Raw genomic sequence first — 18,101 nt, 5'->3', positions numbered from 1 at the left:
AAGGACCATGACGATGACCAACCTGGACACCGCGGCCCTGCCGCTCGTGGTCGAGCCCGACGGCCGCGCCATCACCGACCTGATCACCGACCGGCGCGCCGAGCTGCGCGCGTCGCTGGCCGAGCGGGGGGCGCTGCTCTTCCGCGGCTTCGACGTGGGCGGCGTCGACGGCTTCGACGCCGTCGTGCGGGCCCTGTCCGGCGAGCCGCTGCTCTACACCGAGCGCTCGTCGCCGCGCAGCACCATCAAGGGCCGCGTCTACACCTCGACGGACTATCCGCAGGACGAGGAGATCTTCCTGCACAACGAGAACTCCTACCAGGCCACGTGGCCGATGACGCTGTTCTTCTACTGCGTCGAGCCGCCGACCAGCCAGGGCGCGACCCCGCTGGCCGACGTGCGCGAGGTGTACCGGCTCATCGACCCCGACGTGCGCGCGGAGTTCGAGCGCCGAGGCTGGCTGCTCGTGCGCAACTTCCACCCCGACTTCGGCGCGGCCTGGCAGCACACCTTCAACACCGACTCGCGCGCCGAGGTCGAGGCGTACTGCGCCAGCGCCGGGATCACCCACGAGTGGCGCGGCGCCGACGGCCTGCGGGTGCGCTCGCCCCGGCGCGCGGTGCACCTGCGCCCCGGCAGCGACGTGCCGCGCTGGTTCAACCACGTGGCGTTCTTCCACGTCAGCACGCTGCCCGCGGACCTGCGCGAGGGCCTGCTGGCCATGTTCGCCCCCGACGACCTGCCCACGAACACCTTCTACGGCGACGGCGCGGAGATCCCGGCCGACGTCCTCGACCACGTCCGCGGCGCCTACCGCGCCGCGACGACCCGATTCGACTACCACCGCGACGACGTCCTCGTGGTGGACAACATGACCGCAGCGCACGGCCGCGAGCCCTTCACCGGCCCGCGCAAGATCGCCGTGGCGATGGCCGAACCGCACGGGCAGGAGCAGTGATGACCAGCAGCGCCGTCTTCAACGTCGTCGTCAACGGCGAGGGCCAGCACTCGGTGTGGCCCACCACCCGCCCCCTGCCCGAGGGGTGGCGCTCGACCGGCTTCGTGGGCACCCGCGCGGAATGCCTCGACCACATTGATCTCGTGTGGACGGACATGCGCCCCGTCTCGGCGCGCGGGGAGGCGCGATGAGCAGGCAGTGGGCCTTCCCGGCGTCCTACGCCCAGGAGCGGGTCTGGTTCGCCAACCAGCTCGACCCGGACTCCCCGGTCTACAACGTCTCCACCCCGACCGAGCTGCCCGACGGCCTCACCGAGGCCCAGGTCCGCGCGGTCCTGGCCGCGCTGGTGGCCAGGCACGAGTCGCTGCGCACCCACTTCGCGCTCGACAGCGACACCCTGACCCAGGTCGTGCACGAGCACGTCCCGGTCGACCCGCCCGTGAACGACCTGCGCCACATCCCCTACGGCGAGCAGGCCCCGCACATCGACGGCATGGCCTCGCGCCTGGCCCGCACGCCGATCCCGCTGGACGCGCCGCCGCTGTGGCGCGCTGAACTGGTCCGCCGGGGCGAGCGGCAGTGGACGCTGCTGGTCGTGGTGCACCACGCGGTGTTCGACAGCCGCTCGCACGTCGTCTTCGACACCGAGGTCCACGCCCTCGCCGACGCCGCCCTGCGCGGTGCCGACGCGGCCCTGCCCGAGCCGGAGATCCAGTACGCGGACTTCGCCGTCTGGCAGCGCGAGCACCTCGCGGGCCCGGAGCTGCGGCGCCGCCTCGACTGGTGGCGCCAGACCCTCGCGGGCGCCCCGCCGGTCATCGCCCTGCCCACCGACCGCCCCCGCCCCGACCGCCTGACCTTCGACGGCGACGAGGTCTGGTTCGACCTGCCCGCGGGCCTGCTCGACCAGGTGACCTCGGTGGCCCGCACCCACGGCGCGACCCCGTACATGGTCCTGCTGGCTGCCTACACCGCGCTGCTGTCGCGCCTGGCCGCCACCGACGACGTCGTCGTCGGCGTCTCCACCGCGGGCCGCGACCGCCCGGAGCTGGCGGACCTGGTCGGCATGTTCGTCAACCCGGTGGTCCTGCGCGCCGACCTCGCGGGCGCCCCGACCTTCGCCGACCTCCTGACCCGCGTCCGCGCCGCCCTCGCCGAGGCGATGGACCACGGCGACACCCCGTTCCAGGCCATCGTGTCCGACCTGGTGACCCGGCACGACCCGGCGGTGCAGCCGCTGTTCCAGGTCGCCTTCAACTTCGTCCCCGACTCCGGCTTCGACCAGGTCCGCCTCGGCACCACCAAGGACGACCTGGCCTTCGACATCACCACCGGCACCAGCCGCCTGCTCTACCGCACCGCGCTGTTCGACCGGACCACCGCCGAGACCATCGTCACCCGCTACCTGCTCCTCCTGACCGCGGCCGTGACAGCCCCCGAAACCCCGGTCGCGTCGCTACCTCTGATGTCCACAGAGGAGCAGGCGGCGGTCCTCTCGACCAGCCAGGGCTCCACCCACCCCGTCCCCACCGAGTCGGTCCCCGCCCAGCTCACCGCCCAGGCCCAGCGCACCCCGGACGCGACCGCCCTGGTCTTCCAGGGACGAACCACCACCTACGCGGCCCTGCACGCCCAGGCCGACGCCCTGTGCGCCCGCCTGACGGCGGAAGGCGCGGGCCCGGACACCATCGTCGCCCTCGCCCTGCCGCGCTCCCCGGCCCTGGTGACCGCCATCCTGGCCGTCCTCAAATCCGGCGCCGCCTACCTCCCCCTGGACACCGACCACCCACAGGCCCGCCTGGCCACCCTCCTGGCCGACGCCCGCCCCCTCCTCACCCTGACCACCCCAGCCACAGCCCCCCTGCTCCCCCCAACCACCCGAACCACCCGAACCCTCGATGCCACCGCCCCCGCTGCGGGCGCGCCGGTCTCCCCGGCGGAACCTTCCCGTTCCGCGGGGTCGCCGAGGGACCCGGCGTATGTGCTCTACACGTCGGGTTCCACCGGGCAGCCCAAGGGCGTCGTCGTCGAGCACCAAGCGCTCGCGGCGTACCTGGCGTGGGCGCGCGCGACCTATCCCGGGCTGACGGGCACCGTCCTGCTGCACTCTCCGGTGACCTTCGACTTCACCGTCACCGGACTGCTCGGCACCCTGACGGCAGGCGGCACGATCCACCTCGCCGGCCTGGACGAGCCCGCCGACGGCCCGCCGCCCGCGTTCGTCAAGGCCACCCCCGGCCAGCTCCCGCTGCTGGACCCCGCCCGCTCGCCCGCCACCGACCTGGTGCTGGGCGGCGAGGCGCTGTCCGCCGAGCAACTGGCCCCGTGGCGGACCGCCAACCCGACCGCGACCGTCGTCAACGAGTACGGCCCGACCGAGGTCACCGTCGGCAGCGTCGCCGCCGTCATCCAGCCCGGCGCGCAGCTGTCCCCGGGCCCGGTGGCGATCGGCACGCCGGTGTGGAACACCGAGGCGTACGTCCTCGACGCGGACCTCACCCCAGTGCCGCACGGCGTCGTCGGCGAGCTGTACCTCGCGGGCGCGCAGCTGGCCCGCGGCTACCTCAACCGCCCGGCCCTGACCGCCGACCGCTTCCTGCCGTGCCCCTTCGGCGCACCCGGCAGGCGCATGTACCGCACCGGCGACCTCGTCCGCAGGCGCGCCGACGGCGCCCTGGAGTACCTGGGCCGCGCCGACCAGCAGCTCAAGCTCCGCGGCATCCGCATCGAGCCCGCCGAGGTGGAGGCCGCCCTGCTGGACCTGCCCGGCGTCCGCGCGGCGGTGGTCGTCGCCCACCAGGACGACACCCCGGAGGACGCCCGCCTGGTGGCCTACGTCGTCGGCGACCCCGGCGCCGCCGTCGAGACGCTGCCCACGGTGCTGCCCGCCCACCTGGTCCCGGCGGACGTGATCACCGTGGACGCCATCCCGCTCACCACCAACGGCAAGCTGGACCGTGCCGCCCTCCCCGCCCCCACCCGCCGCGAGCGGGGCTATGTCGCCCCGCGCACCCCCGCCGAGGAACTGGTCGCCGAGGTCTACGCCGAGATCCTGGGCGTGGCCAAGGTAGGCGCCTTCGACCACTTCCTCGAACTGGGCGGCAACTCCCTCCGCGGTATGCGCGCCATGGCCCGCATCCGCGCCGAGATCGAGGTAGACGTCCCCATGCGAGCCCTGTTCGCCCACCCCGTCGTCGCCGACCTGGCCGCCGAGATCGACAAGGCCATCGCCGCCGAAGTGGCCAACCTCAGCGACGCCGAGGTCGCCGCGTTGCTAGCGGACAAGGAGTCCCAGGCATGACCGCAGCCCCGGAGGCAGCAGCCGACCGCACCGCGGCGGCCGCCGCCCTGCTGGCCAAGCGGCTGCGCAAGCGCACCGCGGCACCGCGAGCGGTGATCCCGCGCAGGCCCGACGATGCGGCACTGCCGCTGTCCTTCGCCCAGGAGCGCGTCTGGTTCATGGACCAGCTCGCCCCAGGCGAGGCGGCGTACCACATCGCTGTGCCGCTCAGGGTCCGCGGACCCCTGGACGAGCACACCCTGCGCACGGCACTCAACGCCCTCACCGCACGGCACGAATCACTGCGCACCCGGTTTCCCGCCGACGCCGAGGGCAGGCCCACGGCCGTCGTCGCCGATCACGTCGACGTGCCGCTGCGCCTGACCCACGCCGAGGACGAGACCGCCGCCCAGGCCATGGTCGACCAGGCCGTGCTGGAGCCCTTCGACCTCGCCGAGGGGCCGCTCCTGCGCGCCCTGCTCATTCAACTGTCCAAACAAGACCACATCCTTCTGCTCACCCAGCACCACATCGTCGGTGATGGCTGGTCCGTCGACGTCCTCCTCCGCGACCTCGTCACCTCGTACCACGGGGGCGCGCTGCCCGAACTCCCCATCCAGTACGGGGACTTCGCGCACTGGCAGAGCGACCAGCTGACCTCGCCCGCCGCCGAAGCGCACCTGGCCTACTGGCGTGAGCGGCTCGCCGGGGTCGAGCCGCTCGATCTGCCCACCGACCATTCTCGCCCGGCAACCCAGACATACCAAGGCGATTTCGTCGAATTCACCGTTCCCGAACAAACCGCGAACGAACTGCGAACACTGGCCGCCCACGACGGCGGCACGCTGTTCATGACCCTCCTCGCCGCGTACCAGGTCCTGCTCGCCCGCCACAGTGGACAGCGCGACTTCGCCGTCGGCGCCTCGGTGGCGGGGCGGTCCGCGCCGGAGCTGGAGGACGTCGTCGGCATGTTCATCAACATGCTGCCGATGCGCGCCGACCTGGCAGGCGACCCCACCTTCACCGACCTGCTGGGGCGCACCAGGAGTGGCGTCCTCGACGCCTTCGAACACGCCGACGTGCCCTTCGCCAGGGTCGTGCAGGAGCTCGGGGTGCCCCGCGACGTCAGCCGCTCCCCGGTGTTCCAGAGCATGTTCGTGCTCCAGAACTACGAGATGGGCCGGTACGAGGCCGCGAACACCGCCGAGGTCACCTTCGAGTGGACGCCGATGGAGCTGCGCGCCACCCGTTTCGACTTCGAGCTGCACGTCGTGGAGGTCGAGAGCGGCCTCTGGGGCAAGCTGGTCTACAACACCGACCTGTTCGACCGCGCCACCGTCGAGCTGATCGCCGACCGCTGGACCGCGCTGCTCGACGCCCTCGCCGCCGCCCCCGACACCAGGATGTCCCACGTGGACATCCGCGCCGAGGCCGACAGGGCACTCCCGGAGGCGGCCAACGCCACCGCCAGGCCCTTCCCGGACACCACGCTGCACGCGCTCGTGGAAGCCCAAGTCCACCGTACGCCCGACGCCCCCGCCGTCACCCTCGACGGCAAAACCCTTACGTATTCCGAACTCAACGCCAACGCCAACCGCGTCGCCCACCGGCTGCGCGAGCGCGGCATCGGCCCGGAATCCCTGGTCGCCGTCTGCGCCAACCGCTCCCCGGAGCTGGTCGCCGCCCTGCTCGGCGTCCTCAAGGCGGGGGCGGCCTACGTGCCGCTCGACCCCGAGTACCCGGCAGACCGCCTCCGCTTCATGATCGAGGACGCGAACGCCCACGCCGTGCTCGTCGGCGCGGACCTGCGCGACACCGCGGCGCACGCCCTCGTGCTGGAGGAGGACTTCACCGACGGCCCCATCACCGACCCGGAGCCGTTGAGCACTCCTGACAACGTCGCCTACGTCATCTACACCTCGGGCTCCACCGGCAAGCCCAAGGGCGTGCCGAACACCCACCGCGGCATCGTCAACCGACTCGACTGGATGCAGCGCGCGTACCGCCTCGACGACACCGACTCGGTCCTGCAGAAGACCCCGTTCGGTTTCGACGTCTCGGTGTGGGAGTTCTTCTGGCCGCTGCAGACCGGCGCCCGACTGGTGCTGGCCAAGCCCGGCGGCCACAAGGACGCCGCGTACCTGCGCGACCTGATCAACACCGAGCGCGTCACCACCGCGCACTTCGTGCCGTCCATGCTCGGCGTCTTCCTCGCCGAGCAGAGCCAGTGCCCGAGCCTGCGCCGCGTCATCTGCAGCGGCGAGGAGCTGCCCCTGGCCACCGCGCGCGAGTTCACCACCCGCTTCCCCGGCACGGAGCTGCACAACCTCTACGGCCCCACCGAGGCGGCCATCGACGTCACCGCCTGGCACTGCCGGTCCCTCGACGGCCTCACAAGCGTCCCCATCGGCGCCCCCATCGCGAACCTGCGCGTGCACATCCTCGACGAGCACGGCGTCGACACGCCCATCGGCGTCGCGGGCGAGCTGCACATCGGCGGCGTCGGCGTGGCCCGCGGCTACCACCGCAGGCCCGCGCTCACCGCGGAGAAGTTCGTCCCCGACCCGCACGACCCCGGCGCCCGCCGCTACGCCACCGGCGACCTGGCCCGCTGGCGCCGCGACGGCACCATCGAGTTCCTCGGCCGCCTCGACCACCAGGTGAAGCTGCGCGGCCTGCGCATCGAGCTCGGCGAGATCGAGACCGCCCTGCGGGAACTGCCCGGCGTCACCGACGCCGCGGTGATCGTCCGCCAGGACACCCCGGGCGACCAGCGCCTCACCGGATACCTGGTCGGCACCGTGGAGCACACAGAAGTGAAGGCGGCACTGAAGAAGCGCCTGCCCGAGTACATGGTGCCCGCCGCGCTCGTCGACCTCGACGCCCTGCCGCTGACCCCCAACGGCAAGCTCGACCGCAAGGCCCTGCCCGCGCCGCAGGTCACCCGCAGCGGCGAGCTGGTCGAGCCGCGCACCGACACCGAGCGCGCCCTGGCCGCCATCTGGACCGAGGTGCTGAACCTGCCCGCGGTCGGCATCGATGACGACTTCTTCGACCTCGGCGGCCACTCGCTGCTGGCCACCCAGGTCGTGGCCCGCGTCCGCAAGGTCAACGAGGGCCAACCCGTCGGCGTGATGGACCTGTTCACCCACCGCACGATCCGCGAGCTGGCCGAGTTCATGGCGGGCACCGAGAGCGGGCCCCGCCGCCTGCTCTACGAACTCACCAAGCCCGGCAAGCCCAAGACGCTGACGTACGTGTGCGTGCCCTACGGAGGCGGCAGCGCGATCGTCTACCAGCCCCTCGCCGACGCCCTGCCGGACGGACACGCCCTCTACAGCGTGGCCATCCCTGGCCACGACGTCGGCCTGGACGAGTCCGCCCTGCCCTTCGACGAGCTGACCACCCGCATCGCCGAGGAGATCCGCGAGCGCGTGTCCGGCCCGCTGGCCCTCTACGGGCACTGCGGCGTGGGCAGCGCGATCACCGCGGAGGTGGCCCGCAAGCTCGAAGCCGCCGACCGCGAGATCGACGCCATCTACATCGGCGCGATGTTCCCGTTCGCCCGGCCCAAGGGGCCGTTCGCGTCGGCGCGCACGAAGGTCGAGAAGCTGCGCTCCAACCGGCACTACGCGAGCTGGCTGAAGTCCATGGGCGTGGACACCGACGAGATCGAGCCCGAGCAGGCCGACCGGATCATCAGCAACATGCGCGCCGACTCGCGCGCCGCTGAGGACTACTTCACCGACCTGCTCGACCGGGGCGCGGACAAGCTGCGCGCCCCGGTGATCTCCGTGGTCGGCTCCCAGGACCCGGTCACCGACTACCACGCCGAGCGCTACGCGGAATGGCAGTTCCTCAGCGACACCCTCGCGCTGGTCGTGCTGGACGAGGCCGGGCACTTCTTCCTCAAGTACCGCGCCGGGGAACTGGCCGAGATCGTCTCCCGCACCCACCCCGCCTTGGCCGCCGAGGACACGGCGGAGCTGTCCAACCGCGGTGAGGACGCGTCGTGGGTGCTGCGTGACTGGCAGCGGGTGGGCACCCGCGCGCCGTCAGCGGTCTCCCCGAGCATGTCCCGTTTCGTCGCGGTCGCATTCGGCCAGCTCGTGGCCACCACCGGCGCGGCCCTGACCGCGTTCGCCCTGCCGATCTGGCTGTACACCCGCACCGGCTCGGTGACCGACCTCGGCCTGCTGTGGGCGCTGGCGCTGCTGTGCGGGGTGATCGTGCTGCCCATCGCCGGTGGCGTGATCGACCGCCTCGACCGGCGGCGGGTCATGATGGCCTCCAGCTGCGTCTCCGGCGCCGTGCAGCTCGTCCTGGCCGCTCTGTTGTGGAGCGAACGGATCGAGCTGTGGCACATCTACGTGCTCGTCTCGCTCAGCCAGGTGGCGGCGTCGTTCCAACGGCTGGCGTTCCAGTCGTCGGTGCCGCAGCTGGTGCCCAAGCGCTATCTCGGGCACGCCATGGGCATCGCCCAGCTCTCCAGCGGTTTCGCCCTGCTGCTCATGCCGATCCTGGCCGCGGGCCTGCTCGCCCAGATCGGCCTGCGCGGCATCGTGCTCATCGACGTCTGCGGCTACGTGCTGGCGATCGTGACGCTGCTGTTCATCCGCTTCCCCGACCTGCTCGGCTGGCGCCCCCGCGAGCCGCTGACCACGGCGATCCTCAACGGACTGCGCTACTCCTGGCGCCACCGCGGCTTCCGCCTGATGCTGGGCTACTTCGCCCTGGGCAACGTCTTCCTGGCGCCCGCCTTAGTGCTGCTGACCCCGCTGGTGCTCGCTTTCGGCGACATCGGCGACGTCGCCGCCGTGGCACTGGCCGAGGCCGTCGGCGCGCTCGTCGGAGGGCTGGTGATGGCGGTGTGGGGTGGCCCGCGAAAGCGCCGGATGATCGGCGTCCTGTGCTTCAACCTGGGCACCGGTCTGGGCTGCCTGGCCATCGGCGTGCACCCGTCGGTCGTCGCGGTGGGCGTCGGGGTGTTCCTGATGGCGATGTCCATGGCCCTCGCCCAGGGCGTCTACGCCACGATCGTGCAGGTCAAGGTGCCGCAGCGGTTCCATGGCCGGGTGTTCGCCATCAACCAGACCCTGGCGTGGTCGACGCTGCCGATCGGCTTCGCGCTGCTGGCCCCGCTGGCCACCGCGGCGTTCGAGCCCCTGCTGGCCCCGAACGGACCCCTGGCGGGCACGGTGGGCGCCGTGATCGGCACGGGGGAGGGTCGGGGCATCGGATTCGCCTACGTCGTCTTCGGCGTCCTCCTGGCCGTCGTCACCGCGGGCGGCTGGGCCATCCGGACCCTGCGCGACTTCGACACCGAGGTTCCCGACTCGCTGCCCGACGACCTCGTCGGCGCCCAGGAACGTGCCAATCGGCTCGCCCGTCACCGTCCCGTGACTATGACCGTTTTGTCGCCGGACGATGACGCAGCAGGTCAGGGACGTGACAAAGAGTCAGAGGTTGCCGTGAGATAACGCACAGATCACGGAAGTGGCTTGCTTGGGTCCTCCGGATCGGCCTGAATACCGGCCATGGGTAGACACCGCCTCGCCGACTCGGAGGGCCGAACACTCCGGTCCCTGTTCGCCGGCCGTCGTCGTAGTGACGACCTGATGTCCCGCAGCTTCCGCGACTGCCGCGGTTGCGGAGCCGACGTGTACGTCCTGGCCGAGGACTGCAGGGACTGTGGACACCAAGTGGAATTGCGCGCGGGCTGACAGAACTTGGAGGCCGTCCCCGGATGAGGCAACTCCGGGGACGGCCTTCTTTCACGTCATCGGTCAAGAGGAGTGGCCCTGCGCACTTCGGTAGCGCGAACGGGCGTTAACCGGGAGATACTGGCCAGTAACCTCATGGCTGCCGTCTCAGCAGGGAGCACGCATGGCCCGCCTCGCCCAGACCGCCGGACTCACCGACGTCCAGCAGGAAATCCTCGCCACGGTGAAGGACTTCGTGGACAAGGAGATCATCCCGCACGCGCAGGCGCTGGAGCACGCCGACGAGTACCCGACCGACATCGTCGCGGGCATGCGGGAGATGGGCCTGTTCGGCCTGACCATCCCGGAGGAGCACGGCGGACTCGGCGAGTCCCTGCTGACCTACGCCCTGGTCGTCGAGCAGATCGCCCGCGGCTGGATGAGCGTGTCCGGGGTCATCAACACGCACTTCATCGTCGCGCACATGCTCAAGCAGCACGGCACGGAGGCGCAGAAGGCGCACTACCTGCCGAAGATGGCCACCGGTGAGATTCGCGGCTCCTTCTCCATGTCCGAACCGGACCTGGGCTCCGACGTGGCCGCCATCAAGACCAGGGCCCGGCGCGACGGCGGGGACTACGTCATCGACGGCGCCAAGATGTGGCTGACCAACGGTGGCTCGTCCAACCTGATCGCGCTGCTGGTCAAGACCGACGAGGGCGCCGAGAAGGCCCACCAGAACCTGACCGCGTTCCTGGTCGACAAGCCCGAGGGCTTCGGCGAGGTCGCCCCCGGCCTGACCATCCCCGGCAAGATCGACAAGATGGGCTACAAGGGCGTCGACACCACCGAGGCGGTCTTCGACGGCTTCCGGGTCGGCGCGGACAAGGTCCTCGGCGAGACGCCCGGCAAGGGCTTCTCGCACATGATGGACGGCGTCGAGGTCGGCCGGGTCAACGTGGCCGCCCGCGCCTGCGGCATCGCCATCCGGGCCTTCGAGCTGGCCGTGGAGTACGCCCAGCAGCGGCGCACCTTCGGCAAGGCGATCGCCGAGCACCAGGCGGTGGCCTTCAAGCTCGCCGAGATGGCCACCAAGGTCGAGGCCGCGCACCTGATGATGGTCAACGCCGCCCGGCTGAAGGACTCCGGCCAGCGCAACGACGTCGAGGCGGGCATGGCCAAGCTGATCGCCTCGGAGTACTGCGCCGAGGTCACCCAGGACTCCTTCCGCATCCACGGCGGCTACGGCTACTCCAAGGAGTACGAGATCGAGCGCCTGATGCGCGAGGCGCCCTTCCTGCTCATCGGCGAGGGCACCAGCGAGATCCAGAAGACCATCATCTCCCGGGGACTGCTGCGCGAGTACAAGTCCCGCGGATAGGCGGCACCGGGCCCGGTCCGCCACGGCTGATGGCGGGCACCTGCCTGGCCCGCTTCGTCCACGGGACCGACTGGCAGATCCCTCCGGAGGCCGGTGTCGCCATCCGCGCCTATGACGCGAACGGCCTATTGCTGGGTGCCATCGGCGAGTAAGCGGTATCGGGTTCGCACCGGTCACCCCGGGTTGGCACTATGGGGGGTATGACCGGTGCGTTCTCCGGCTCTGGACGCAACCAGGGCCTTCCCAAGGTCCCGACGCCGCCCACCGGCTGGCCGATCGGGTCCTATTCCACCTACCAGGAAGCCCACCGCGCGGTTGAGCACCTGGCGGGCAATGAGTTCCCGGTCGAGGAGGTCACGATCGTCGGTGTCGACGTGATGCTCGTCGAGCGGGTGATCGGGCGGTTGAGCTGGGCGAAGGTGCTGGGCACCGGGGCGCTGTCCGGGGCCTGGTTCGGCCTGTTCGTCGGCCTGCTGCTGGGCCTGTTCAGCACCCAGGAGGCCTCCTTCGCGCCGATCCTGGTCGGCCTCGCCGCCGGGGTGGTCTTCGGGCTGGTGTTCGCCGCCGTCGGCTACGCCAGCACGCGCACCCGCGACTTCGCCTCCGCCACGCAGCTCGTCGCGGGCCGCTACGACGTGCTGGTCCAGCCGCGCAACGCCGAGAAGGGGCGCGACCTGCTGGCCAAGTTGGCGATGCGCCCCAGCTAGCGCCTCCCCCGCCGAATTGCGGGGTGTGATCACCGGCCATAGGTTCGGGTGACCGGTGCGCGCGAGTGGTGCACCGGCGGCACGTCGCAGTGCCTTTCGGCGACGTGTCCGTCGGAAGGAGGCAGGGCGATGAGCAATCGTCGACACCCCGGCCGCCGTCGCCTCCCCGCGGTGCTCAGCGCCGTGGTGCTGGCGGCCACGGCCGCGTGCGGGTCCGAAGAGGGCCCGCTGACCATCAACGTGTACTACTCCACCGAAGAGAACTTCGACAAAGTCGTCGCCAAGTGCACCGACGAGGCCGGCGGGCGCTACCGGATCGCGCTCAACATCCTCCCGCGTGACGCCGACGGCCAGCGCGAGCAGATGGTGCGCAGGCTCGCCGCGGGCGACACCGACATGGACGTCCTCGGCCTCGACGTCACCTGGGTGGCCGAGTTCGCCGAGGCGGGCTGGGTCGAGGAGTGGACCGGCGCGGACAAGGCCGAGGTCGAGCGCGGCACCCTGGAGGGTCCACTGCGGACCGCCCGATGGGAGGACAAGCTCTACGCCGCTCCCAAGAACACCAACGTGCAGCTGCTCTGGTACCGCAAGGACCTCGTCCCCGAGCCGCCGCGCTCCTGGGGCGAGATGCTCGACATGGCCGAGCGGCTGCGTGCTCAGGGCCAGCCGGGGACAGTGCTCATGACCGGCGCGCAGTACGAGGGACTGGTCGTGCAGTTCAACACGCTCGTCGCGGGCGCGGGCGGGCGGATCCTGTCCGAGGACAGCACCCGCGCGGTCGTCGACGAAGGCGCGGTGCGCGCGCTGGAGGCACTGCGGACCCTGGCGGTCTCCCCGGTGTCCAGCGCCTCGCTGTCCAACGCGCAGGAGGACGACATCCGGCTGGCGTTCCAGAACGGCGAGGCGGCCTTCCAGCTCAACTGGCCCTTTGTGTACGCCGCGATGACCTCGGGCAACCCGGACCTGATCGACAAACTGGGCTGGGCGCCGTACCCGGCGATCGACCCGGCCAAGTCCGGCACCGCCACCATCGGCGGGTTCAACCTGGCCATCAGCGCGTACTCCGAGCACAAGCCCGAGGCGTTCGAGGCGGCCAAGTGCCTGCGCAGCGCCGAGAGCCAGAAGTTCTCCGCGATCAACTCCGGCGTGCCGCCGACCATCGAGTCGGTCTACCAGGACCCGGAGATGGCCGAGCCCTACCCGATGCGGGAGGCGATCCTGGACGAGCTGAAGAAGGCGGCCGTGCGGCCGCTGACCCCGGCGTACCAGAACGTTTCCACGCTCATCTCCACGATCCTGTCGCCGCCGGGGAGCATCGACCCACCGGCCACCGCCGAACGGCTGCGCAGCGAGCTGCAGGACGCCCTGGACTCGAAGGGAGTGCTGCCGTGAGCCAAGCAGTCGTGCCACCGCCCAAGACCGACACCCCGGCCAAGGCCGCACCCAAGCTGAGCGCGGGCAAGCGCGAGGAGCGCAAGCTGGGGTGGATGCTGTGCGCCCCCGCGGCCCTGGTGATGCTCGCGGTGACCGGGTACCCCATCGTGTACTCGATCTGGCTGTCCCTTCAGCGCTACGACCTCCGCTTCCCCGAGCAGACGGAGTTCGTGGGGCTGGAGAACTACGTGACCGTGCTGTCGAACTCGTACTGGTGGAACGCCTTCGGAGTCACGACGCTGATCACGGTCATCTCGGTGGCCATCGAGCTGGTGCTCGGCATGGCACTGGCGCTGGTCATGCACCGGACACTGGTGGCCCGCGGGCTGGTGCGCACCGTCGCGCTGATCCCGTACGGCATCGTGACCGTGGTCGCCGCGTTCTCCTGGCGCTACGCGTGGACCCAGGACACCGGCTACCTCGCCCAGCTCTTCGCCCCGGACTCGGCGCTGCTGACCGAGCGGGTGCCCGCGATATCCATCATCATCCTCGCCGAGGTGTGGAAGACGGTGCCGTTCATGGCGCTGCTCCTCATGGCGGGCCTGGCGCTGGTGCCCGAGGACCTGCTCAAGGCGGCGTCGATGGACGGGGCGTCGGCGTGGCAGCGCTTCACCAAGGTCATGCTCCCGGTGATGAAGCCCGCGATCCTGGTCGCGCTGCTGTTCCGCACCCTGGACGCGTTCCGCATCTTCGACAACATCTTCGTGCTGACGAACGGCGCGCAGGAGACCGGGTCGGTGTCCATGCAGACCTACAACAACCTCATCAAGGGCCTCAACCTCGGCATCGGGTCCACCATGTCGGTGCTGATCTTCATCTCCGTCGCCGCCATCGCCTTCCTGTTCGTCAAGGTGTTCGGCACGGCGGCGCCGGGCAGTGACGGGGGGCGGCGCTGATGGCTGTCACGACCGGTACCAAGGCCAAGTGGACCCTGCTGGACATCGTCGTCGTCGTGTACGCGCTGGTGCCCGTGCTGTGGATCGTGTCGCTGTCGTTCAAGACCAAGGAGACCCTGACCGACGGCAACTTCATCCCGCGCGCCTGGACGACGCAGAACTACGTCGACATCTTCAGCACCAACACCTTCCTGCGCGCGCTGTTCAACTCCATCGGCATCGCGCTGATCTCCACCCTGATCGCGGTGGTGCTGGGCACGATGGCCGCCTACGCCATCGCCCGGCTCGAATTCCCCGGCAAGCGGGCCCTGGTCGGGGTCTCGCTGCTCATCGCGATGTTCCCGCAGGTCTCGCTGGTGTCCCCGCTCTTCGAGATGGAGCGCTCGCTGGGCCTGTTCGACACGTGGCCGGGCCTGATCCTGCCCTACATCACCTTCGCGCTGCCGCTGGCGATCTACACGCTCTCGGCCTTCTTCCGCGAGATCCCGTGGGAGCTGGAGAAGGCGGCGAAGATGGACGGCGCCACGCCCGCCCAGGCGTTCCGCCGGGTGATCGCGCCGCTGGCCGCGCCGGGGGTGTTCACCACGGCGATCCTGGTGTTCATCTTCTGCTGGAACGACTTCCTGTTCGCCATCTCGCTGACCTCGACCGAGGCATCGCGGACGGTGCCCGCGGCGTTGTCGTTCTTCACCGGGTCCTCGCAGTTCGAGGACCCCACCGGGACCATTGCCGCCGCCGCGGTGGTGATCACGGTCCCGATCATCGTGTTCGTGTTGTTCTTCCAGCGCCGCATTGTCGCGGGGCTGACGTCCGGCGCCGTGAAGGGCTGAGTGACCATGGCCGAGATCATTCTGGACAAGGTGAGCAAGCGTTACCCAGACGGCGCGCTCGCGGTGTCTGACGTGGACCTGGAAATCGCCGACGGCGAGTTCATCATCCTCGTCGGCCCGTCCGGCTGCGGGAAGTCGACCACGCTGAACATGATCGCGGGCCTGGAGGACATCACCTCCGGTGAGCTGCGCATCGATGGGCAGCGGGTCAACGAGCGCGCGCCCAAGGACCGCGACATCGCGATGGTGTTCCAGTCCTACGCGCTGTACCCGCACATGACGGTGCGCGAGAACATGGCGTTCCCGCTGCGGCTGGCGAAGGTCGACGACAAGATCGTCCAGCGCAAGGTCGACGAGGCCGCGGGCATCCTCGACTTGGTCCAGCACCTGGACCGGCGCCCGGCGAACCTCTCCGGCGGCCAGCGCCAGCGCGTGGCGATGGGGCGGGCGATCGTGCGCAACCCCAAGGCGTTCCTGATGGACGAGCCGCTGTCCAACCTCGACGCCAAGCTGCGCGTGCAGATGCGCACGTCGGTCTCGAAGATCCAGAAGCGGCTGGGCACCACCACCGTGTACGTCACCCACGACCAGACCGAGGCGATGACCCTCGGCGACCGGGTCGTGGTGATGCGCGGCGGGTACGTCCAGCAGATCGGGTCGCCGCAGTTCCTCTACGAACAGCCGCTGAACCTGTTCGTGGCCGGGTTCATCGGGTCGCCGTCGATGAACTTCGTGCCCGCGCGGCTGGAGAACGGCAGCGTGGCCAGCGCGTTGGGCACGTTCCCGCTGACCGACCGCATCCGCCACCTGCTGGAATCCGCCGACGCGCCGCGCGAGGTGATCATGGGCCTGCGCCCTGAGCACTTCGAGGACGCCGCGCTGCTCGATGAGTCGGCGGCGGCGGGCGGCGCGGTCTTCGACTCGACCGTGGACGTGCTGGAGTCGATGGGCTCGGACAAGTTCGCCTACTTCACCGTCGAGGGGGAGATCGCGACCTCGGCGGAGCTGGAGGAGCTGGCGGCGGACGCGGGCTCGGCCGAGCTGACCGCCGACGGCACCCAGATCGTCACCCGGCTGTCCGCGTCCTCACAGGCCAAGGAGGGCAGCGACGCCCGGATCTGGTTCGACACCGACAAGATCCACTTGTTTGACCCACAGAACGGCCGGAATCTCACCTACTCCGATTGAGGATGTGGACAACTCGGCGGCCTGTGGACAACTTCCGCGCCTGTCCGCCGGATCAGGGCAACCTGGACTTCGAGGCGCCCGCGACCGGCGGGCGCCCGAAGCCCAGGAGGTTTCCATGTCCATCCGCGCTTTCCTCGCCGCCCTGCTCGCCGTCGCCGGCCTCGCATTCCTGACCACGCCCGCGAGCGCGGACCCCGCGCCCGCGTGCGACCGCGGGGAACTCTGCCTCTGGTCGGCTTCGTCCTACCGGGGCGAGGCGATCCGGCTGAGCCTGTCGAACACCAATCCCGGGGAGTGCGTGCCGCTCTGGCTCGACACGCGCTCGTTCGCGAACCTGCTGAGCAGGGCGGTGACGATGTACCAGAGCGTCGACTGCGCGACCGAGGGTGAGTTCGACACCTATCCGGGGCAGGGGACATATGTGCCGTGCGCGCCCTTCGTGGTGCGCGCGGTGCAGGTCTGGTCGCCCTAGAGGCCCATGCGGCGGGCGAGCCGGGGGCCGTCGCGGATGGCGGAGATCACCTCGTCGTCCCAGCGGTGTGAGCGGATCAGCCGGTACCGCTCGGCGATCACCCACAGGTATGCCTCGGCCTCGGTCTGGGTGGTGATCAACCCGGCCTGGCGCACCATGGTCACGACGGGGACGAACTCCTCCTCGTACCAGCGGCGGGCCACGGTCCTGCGGTCGTGGAAGGTCTGCTCGTCCTGCATGAGGCGGAATCCCCACGCCTCGACGGCCTCGCTCAGCTCGCTGTACTCCCACGCGTCGGAGAGCCGGATCGCGTCGCGCGCGGGGGCGGGGAGCGGGACGCGGTCCAGGAAGATCCGGCGGTAGTCCTTGACGATCAGATCGCCGCGGTAGCGGATTCCCTCGGCGGAGAGGCGGGTGACGATGTCGGTGACGTAGGCGTCGATCGTGCGCAGGTTCATGGCGTGCGCCACCGAGACCCGGTGGTGCCCGTCGATGACGAAGTGCAGGTCGCCCACCCGGTAGACCGCGATCGGCGGGACGGGCTCACCCCGGCGCTGCGCCAAGGCCAGCCGTTCCCAGCGGGTGCGGGCGCGGCCGGAGGTGGGCCGGAACCGGCGGTCGAAGTCGCGGGTGCGGTCGACGCTGCCCACGATCGAGTCCAGGGTGATCACCCGCAGGCCGAGCTTGCGCTCGCCGAGCCTGCCCAGGGCGCCGACGACCTCGTCGAAGGGCAGCATGATGTTGACGTCGTCGGGCTCGCGGCGCAGCCAGGCACCGAGCCGGGAGAGCACCTGGCGCCTGCGCATGCGCAGGAAGTCGTTCTCGGCGTCGGCGGCGGGGAAACCCGTGTCACGGGGCATGGTCTGGCTCCGGGCTGTCCGGGATCGAGCCGCCGAGCCCGGCGATGCGCAGGCCCGCGACGTCGGCGACCCGCAGGTCGGTGTTCACCGCGCCCGCGGGTCCCGGCCACTCGGCGGGCAGCCCGTCGCGGGTCCAGAGCCCGCCGCCGGAGCGGCCGTGGCCGGAGAGGTCGACGTCGTGCTTCCTGGGGACGAACACGCACGGCCGGTCGTGGGCGTCGATGAGGAATTCGAGGTAGTCGAACGGCAGGTCGCCCGCGGCCAGCACGAGATCGACCCGGTGGCGGCGCACCTGGTCCGTCCAGAGCTGGTCGACCACCTCGTCGGCGACGGCGGGCACTTTCGGCACGCGTCGAGCGTACGTCCGGGCCGGTGACGCCGCGGGTCGGCGAA

12 protein-coding genes and 1 pseudogene are annotated in these 18,101 nt (G+C 70.7%); 11 read left to right on the top strand and 2 right to left on the bottom strand.

What is annotated here, in order from left to right; all coding sequences use genetic code 11:
* The first annotated feature begins 13 nt into the window (after positions 1 to 13).
* From ACTG9Q_RS08720 to ACTG9Q_RS08670, 11 genes are all read left to right on the top strand, one after another.
* Positions 14 to 958 carry a TauD/TfdA family dioxygenase gene (locus ACTG9Q_RS08720; protein WP_455572144.1) on the top strand — a complete coding sequence of 315 codons (945 nt, stop codon included), beginning with the start codon at positions 14 to 16 and terminating at the stop codon, positions 956 to 958.
* Entirely contained in the window at positions 958 to 1,149 is a 192-nt protein-coding gene (locus ACTG9Q_RS08715) for an MbtH family protein (RefSeq protein ID WP_455572143.1), read from the top strand. Before ACTG9Q_RS08720 ends, ACTG9Q_RS08715 begins: the two co-directional genes overlap by 1 nt.
* On the top strand, positions 1,146 to 4,259 hold the full coding sequence (locus ACTG9Q_RS08710) for a non-ribosomal peptide synthetase (RefSeq protein ID WP_455572142.1): 3,114 nt from the start codon (positions 1,146 to 1,148) through the stop codon (positions 4,257 to 4,259). Before ACTG9Q_RS08715 ends, ACTG9Q_RS08710 begins: the two co-directional genes overlap by 4 nt.
* On the top strand, positions 4,256 to 9,718 hold the full coding sequence (locus tag ACTG9Q_RS08705; RefSeq protein ID WP_455572141.1) for a non-ribosomal peptide synthetase/MFS transporter: 5,463 nt from the start codon (positions 4,256 to 4,258) through the stop codon (positions 9,716 to 9,718). Before ACTG9Q_RS08710 ends, ACTG9Q_RS08705 begins: the two co-directional genes overlap by 4 nt.
* Before the next feature lie 406 nt (positions 9,719 to 10,124).
* Positions 10,125 to 11,321, top strand: coding sequence for an acyl-CoA dehydrogenase family protein (locus tag ACTG9Q_RS08700; RefSeq protein WP_455572140.1), 1,197 nt, complete (start codon positions 10,125 to 10,127; stop codon positions 11,319 to 11,321).
* A 200-nt stretch (positions 11,322 to 11,521) separates the two neighbouring features.
* Entirely contained in the window at positions 11,522 to 12,028 is a 507-nt protein-coding gene (locus ACTG9Q_RS08695) for a general stress protein (protein WP_455572139.1), read from the top strand.
* A gap of 129 nt (positions 12,029 to 12,157) precedes the next feature.
* Positions 12,158 to 13,420, top strand: coding sequence for an ABC transporter substrate-binding protein (locus tag ACTG9Q_RS08690; RefSeq protein WP_455572138.1), 1,263 nt, complete (start codon positions 12,158 to 12,160; stop codon positions 13,418 to 13,420).
* 11 nt (positions 13,421 to 13,431) lie between these two features.
* Entirely contained in the window at positions 13,432 to 14,358 is a 927-nt protein-coding gene (locus ACTG9Q_RS08685) for a carbohydrate ABC transporter permease (protein WP_455572710.1), read from the top strand.
* Positions 14,358 to 15,188, top strand: coding sequence for a carbohydrate ABC transporter permease (locus ACTG9Q_RS08680; RefSeq protein ID WP_455572137.1), 831 nt, complete (start codon positions 14,358 to 14,360; stop codon positions 15,186 to 15,188). The genes ACTG9Q_RS08685 and ACTG9Q_RS08680 overlap by 1 nt, the downstream gene beginning before the upstream one ends.
* A 6-nt stretch (positions 15,189 to 15,194) precedes the next feature.
* Positions 15,195 to 16,376, top strand: a complete 1,182-nt coding sequence (locus ACTG9Q_RS08675; RefSeq protein WP_455572136.1) for an ABC transporter ATP-binding protein — start codon at positions 15,195 to 15,197, stop codon at positions 16,374 to 16,376.
* A 115-nt stretch (positions 16,377 to 16,491) separates the two neighbouring features.
* Entirely contained in the window at positions 16,492 to 16,848 is a 357-nt protein-coding gene (locus tag ACTG9Q_RS08670) for a peptidase inhibitor family I36 protein (protein ID WP_455572135.1), read from the top strand.
* Here the strand turns inward: ACTG9Q_RS08670 and ACTG9Q_RS08665 are convergent.
* Positions 16,845 to 17,708 carry a chromosome partitioning protein ParB gene (locus ACTG9Q_RS08665; RefSeq protein WP_455572134.1) on the bottom strand — a complete coding sequence of 288 codons (864 nt, stop codon included), beginning with the start codon at positions 17,706 to 17,708 and terminating at the stop codon, positions 16,845 to 16,847. The two genes, ACTG9Q_RS08670 and ACTG9Q_RS08665, sit on opposite strands and share 4 nt — an antisense overlap.
* Position 17,709: 1 nt before the next feature.
* Positions 17,710 to 18,057: pseudogene (locus tag ACTG9Q_RS08660) on the bottom strand (metallophosphoesterase); the annotation flags it as partial.
* Positions 18,058 to 18,101: the final 44 nt, after the last annotated feature.

The organism is Actinokineospora lacus, assembly GCF_053813445.1.
Note: the sequence above shows the minus strand (reverse complement) of the source record. Positions and strands in the feature narration are given on the sequence as shown.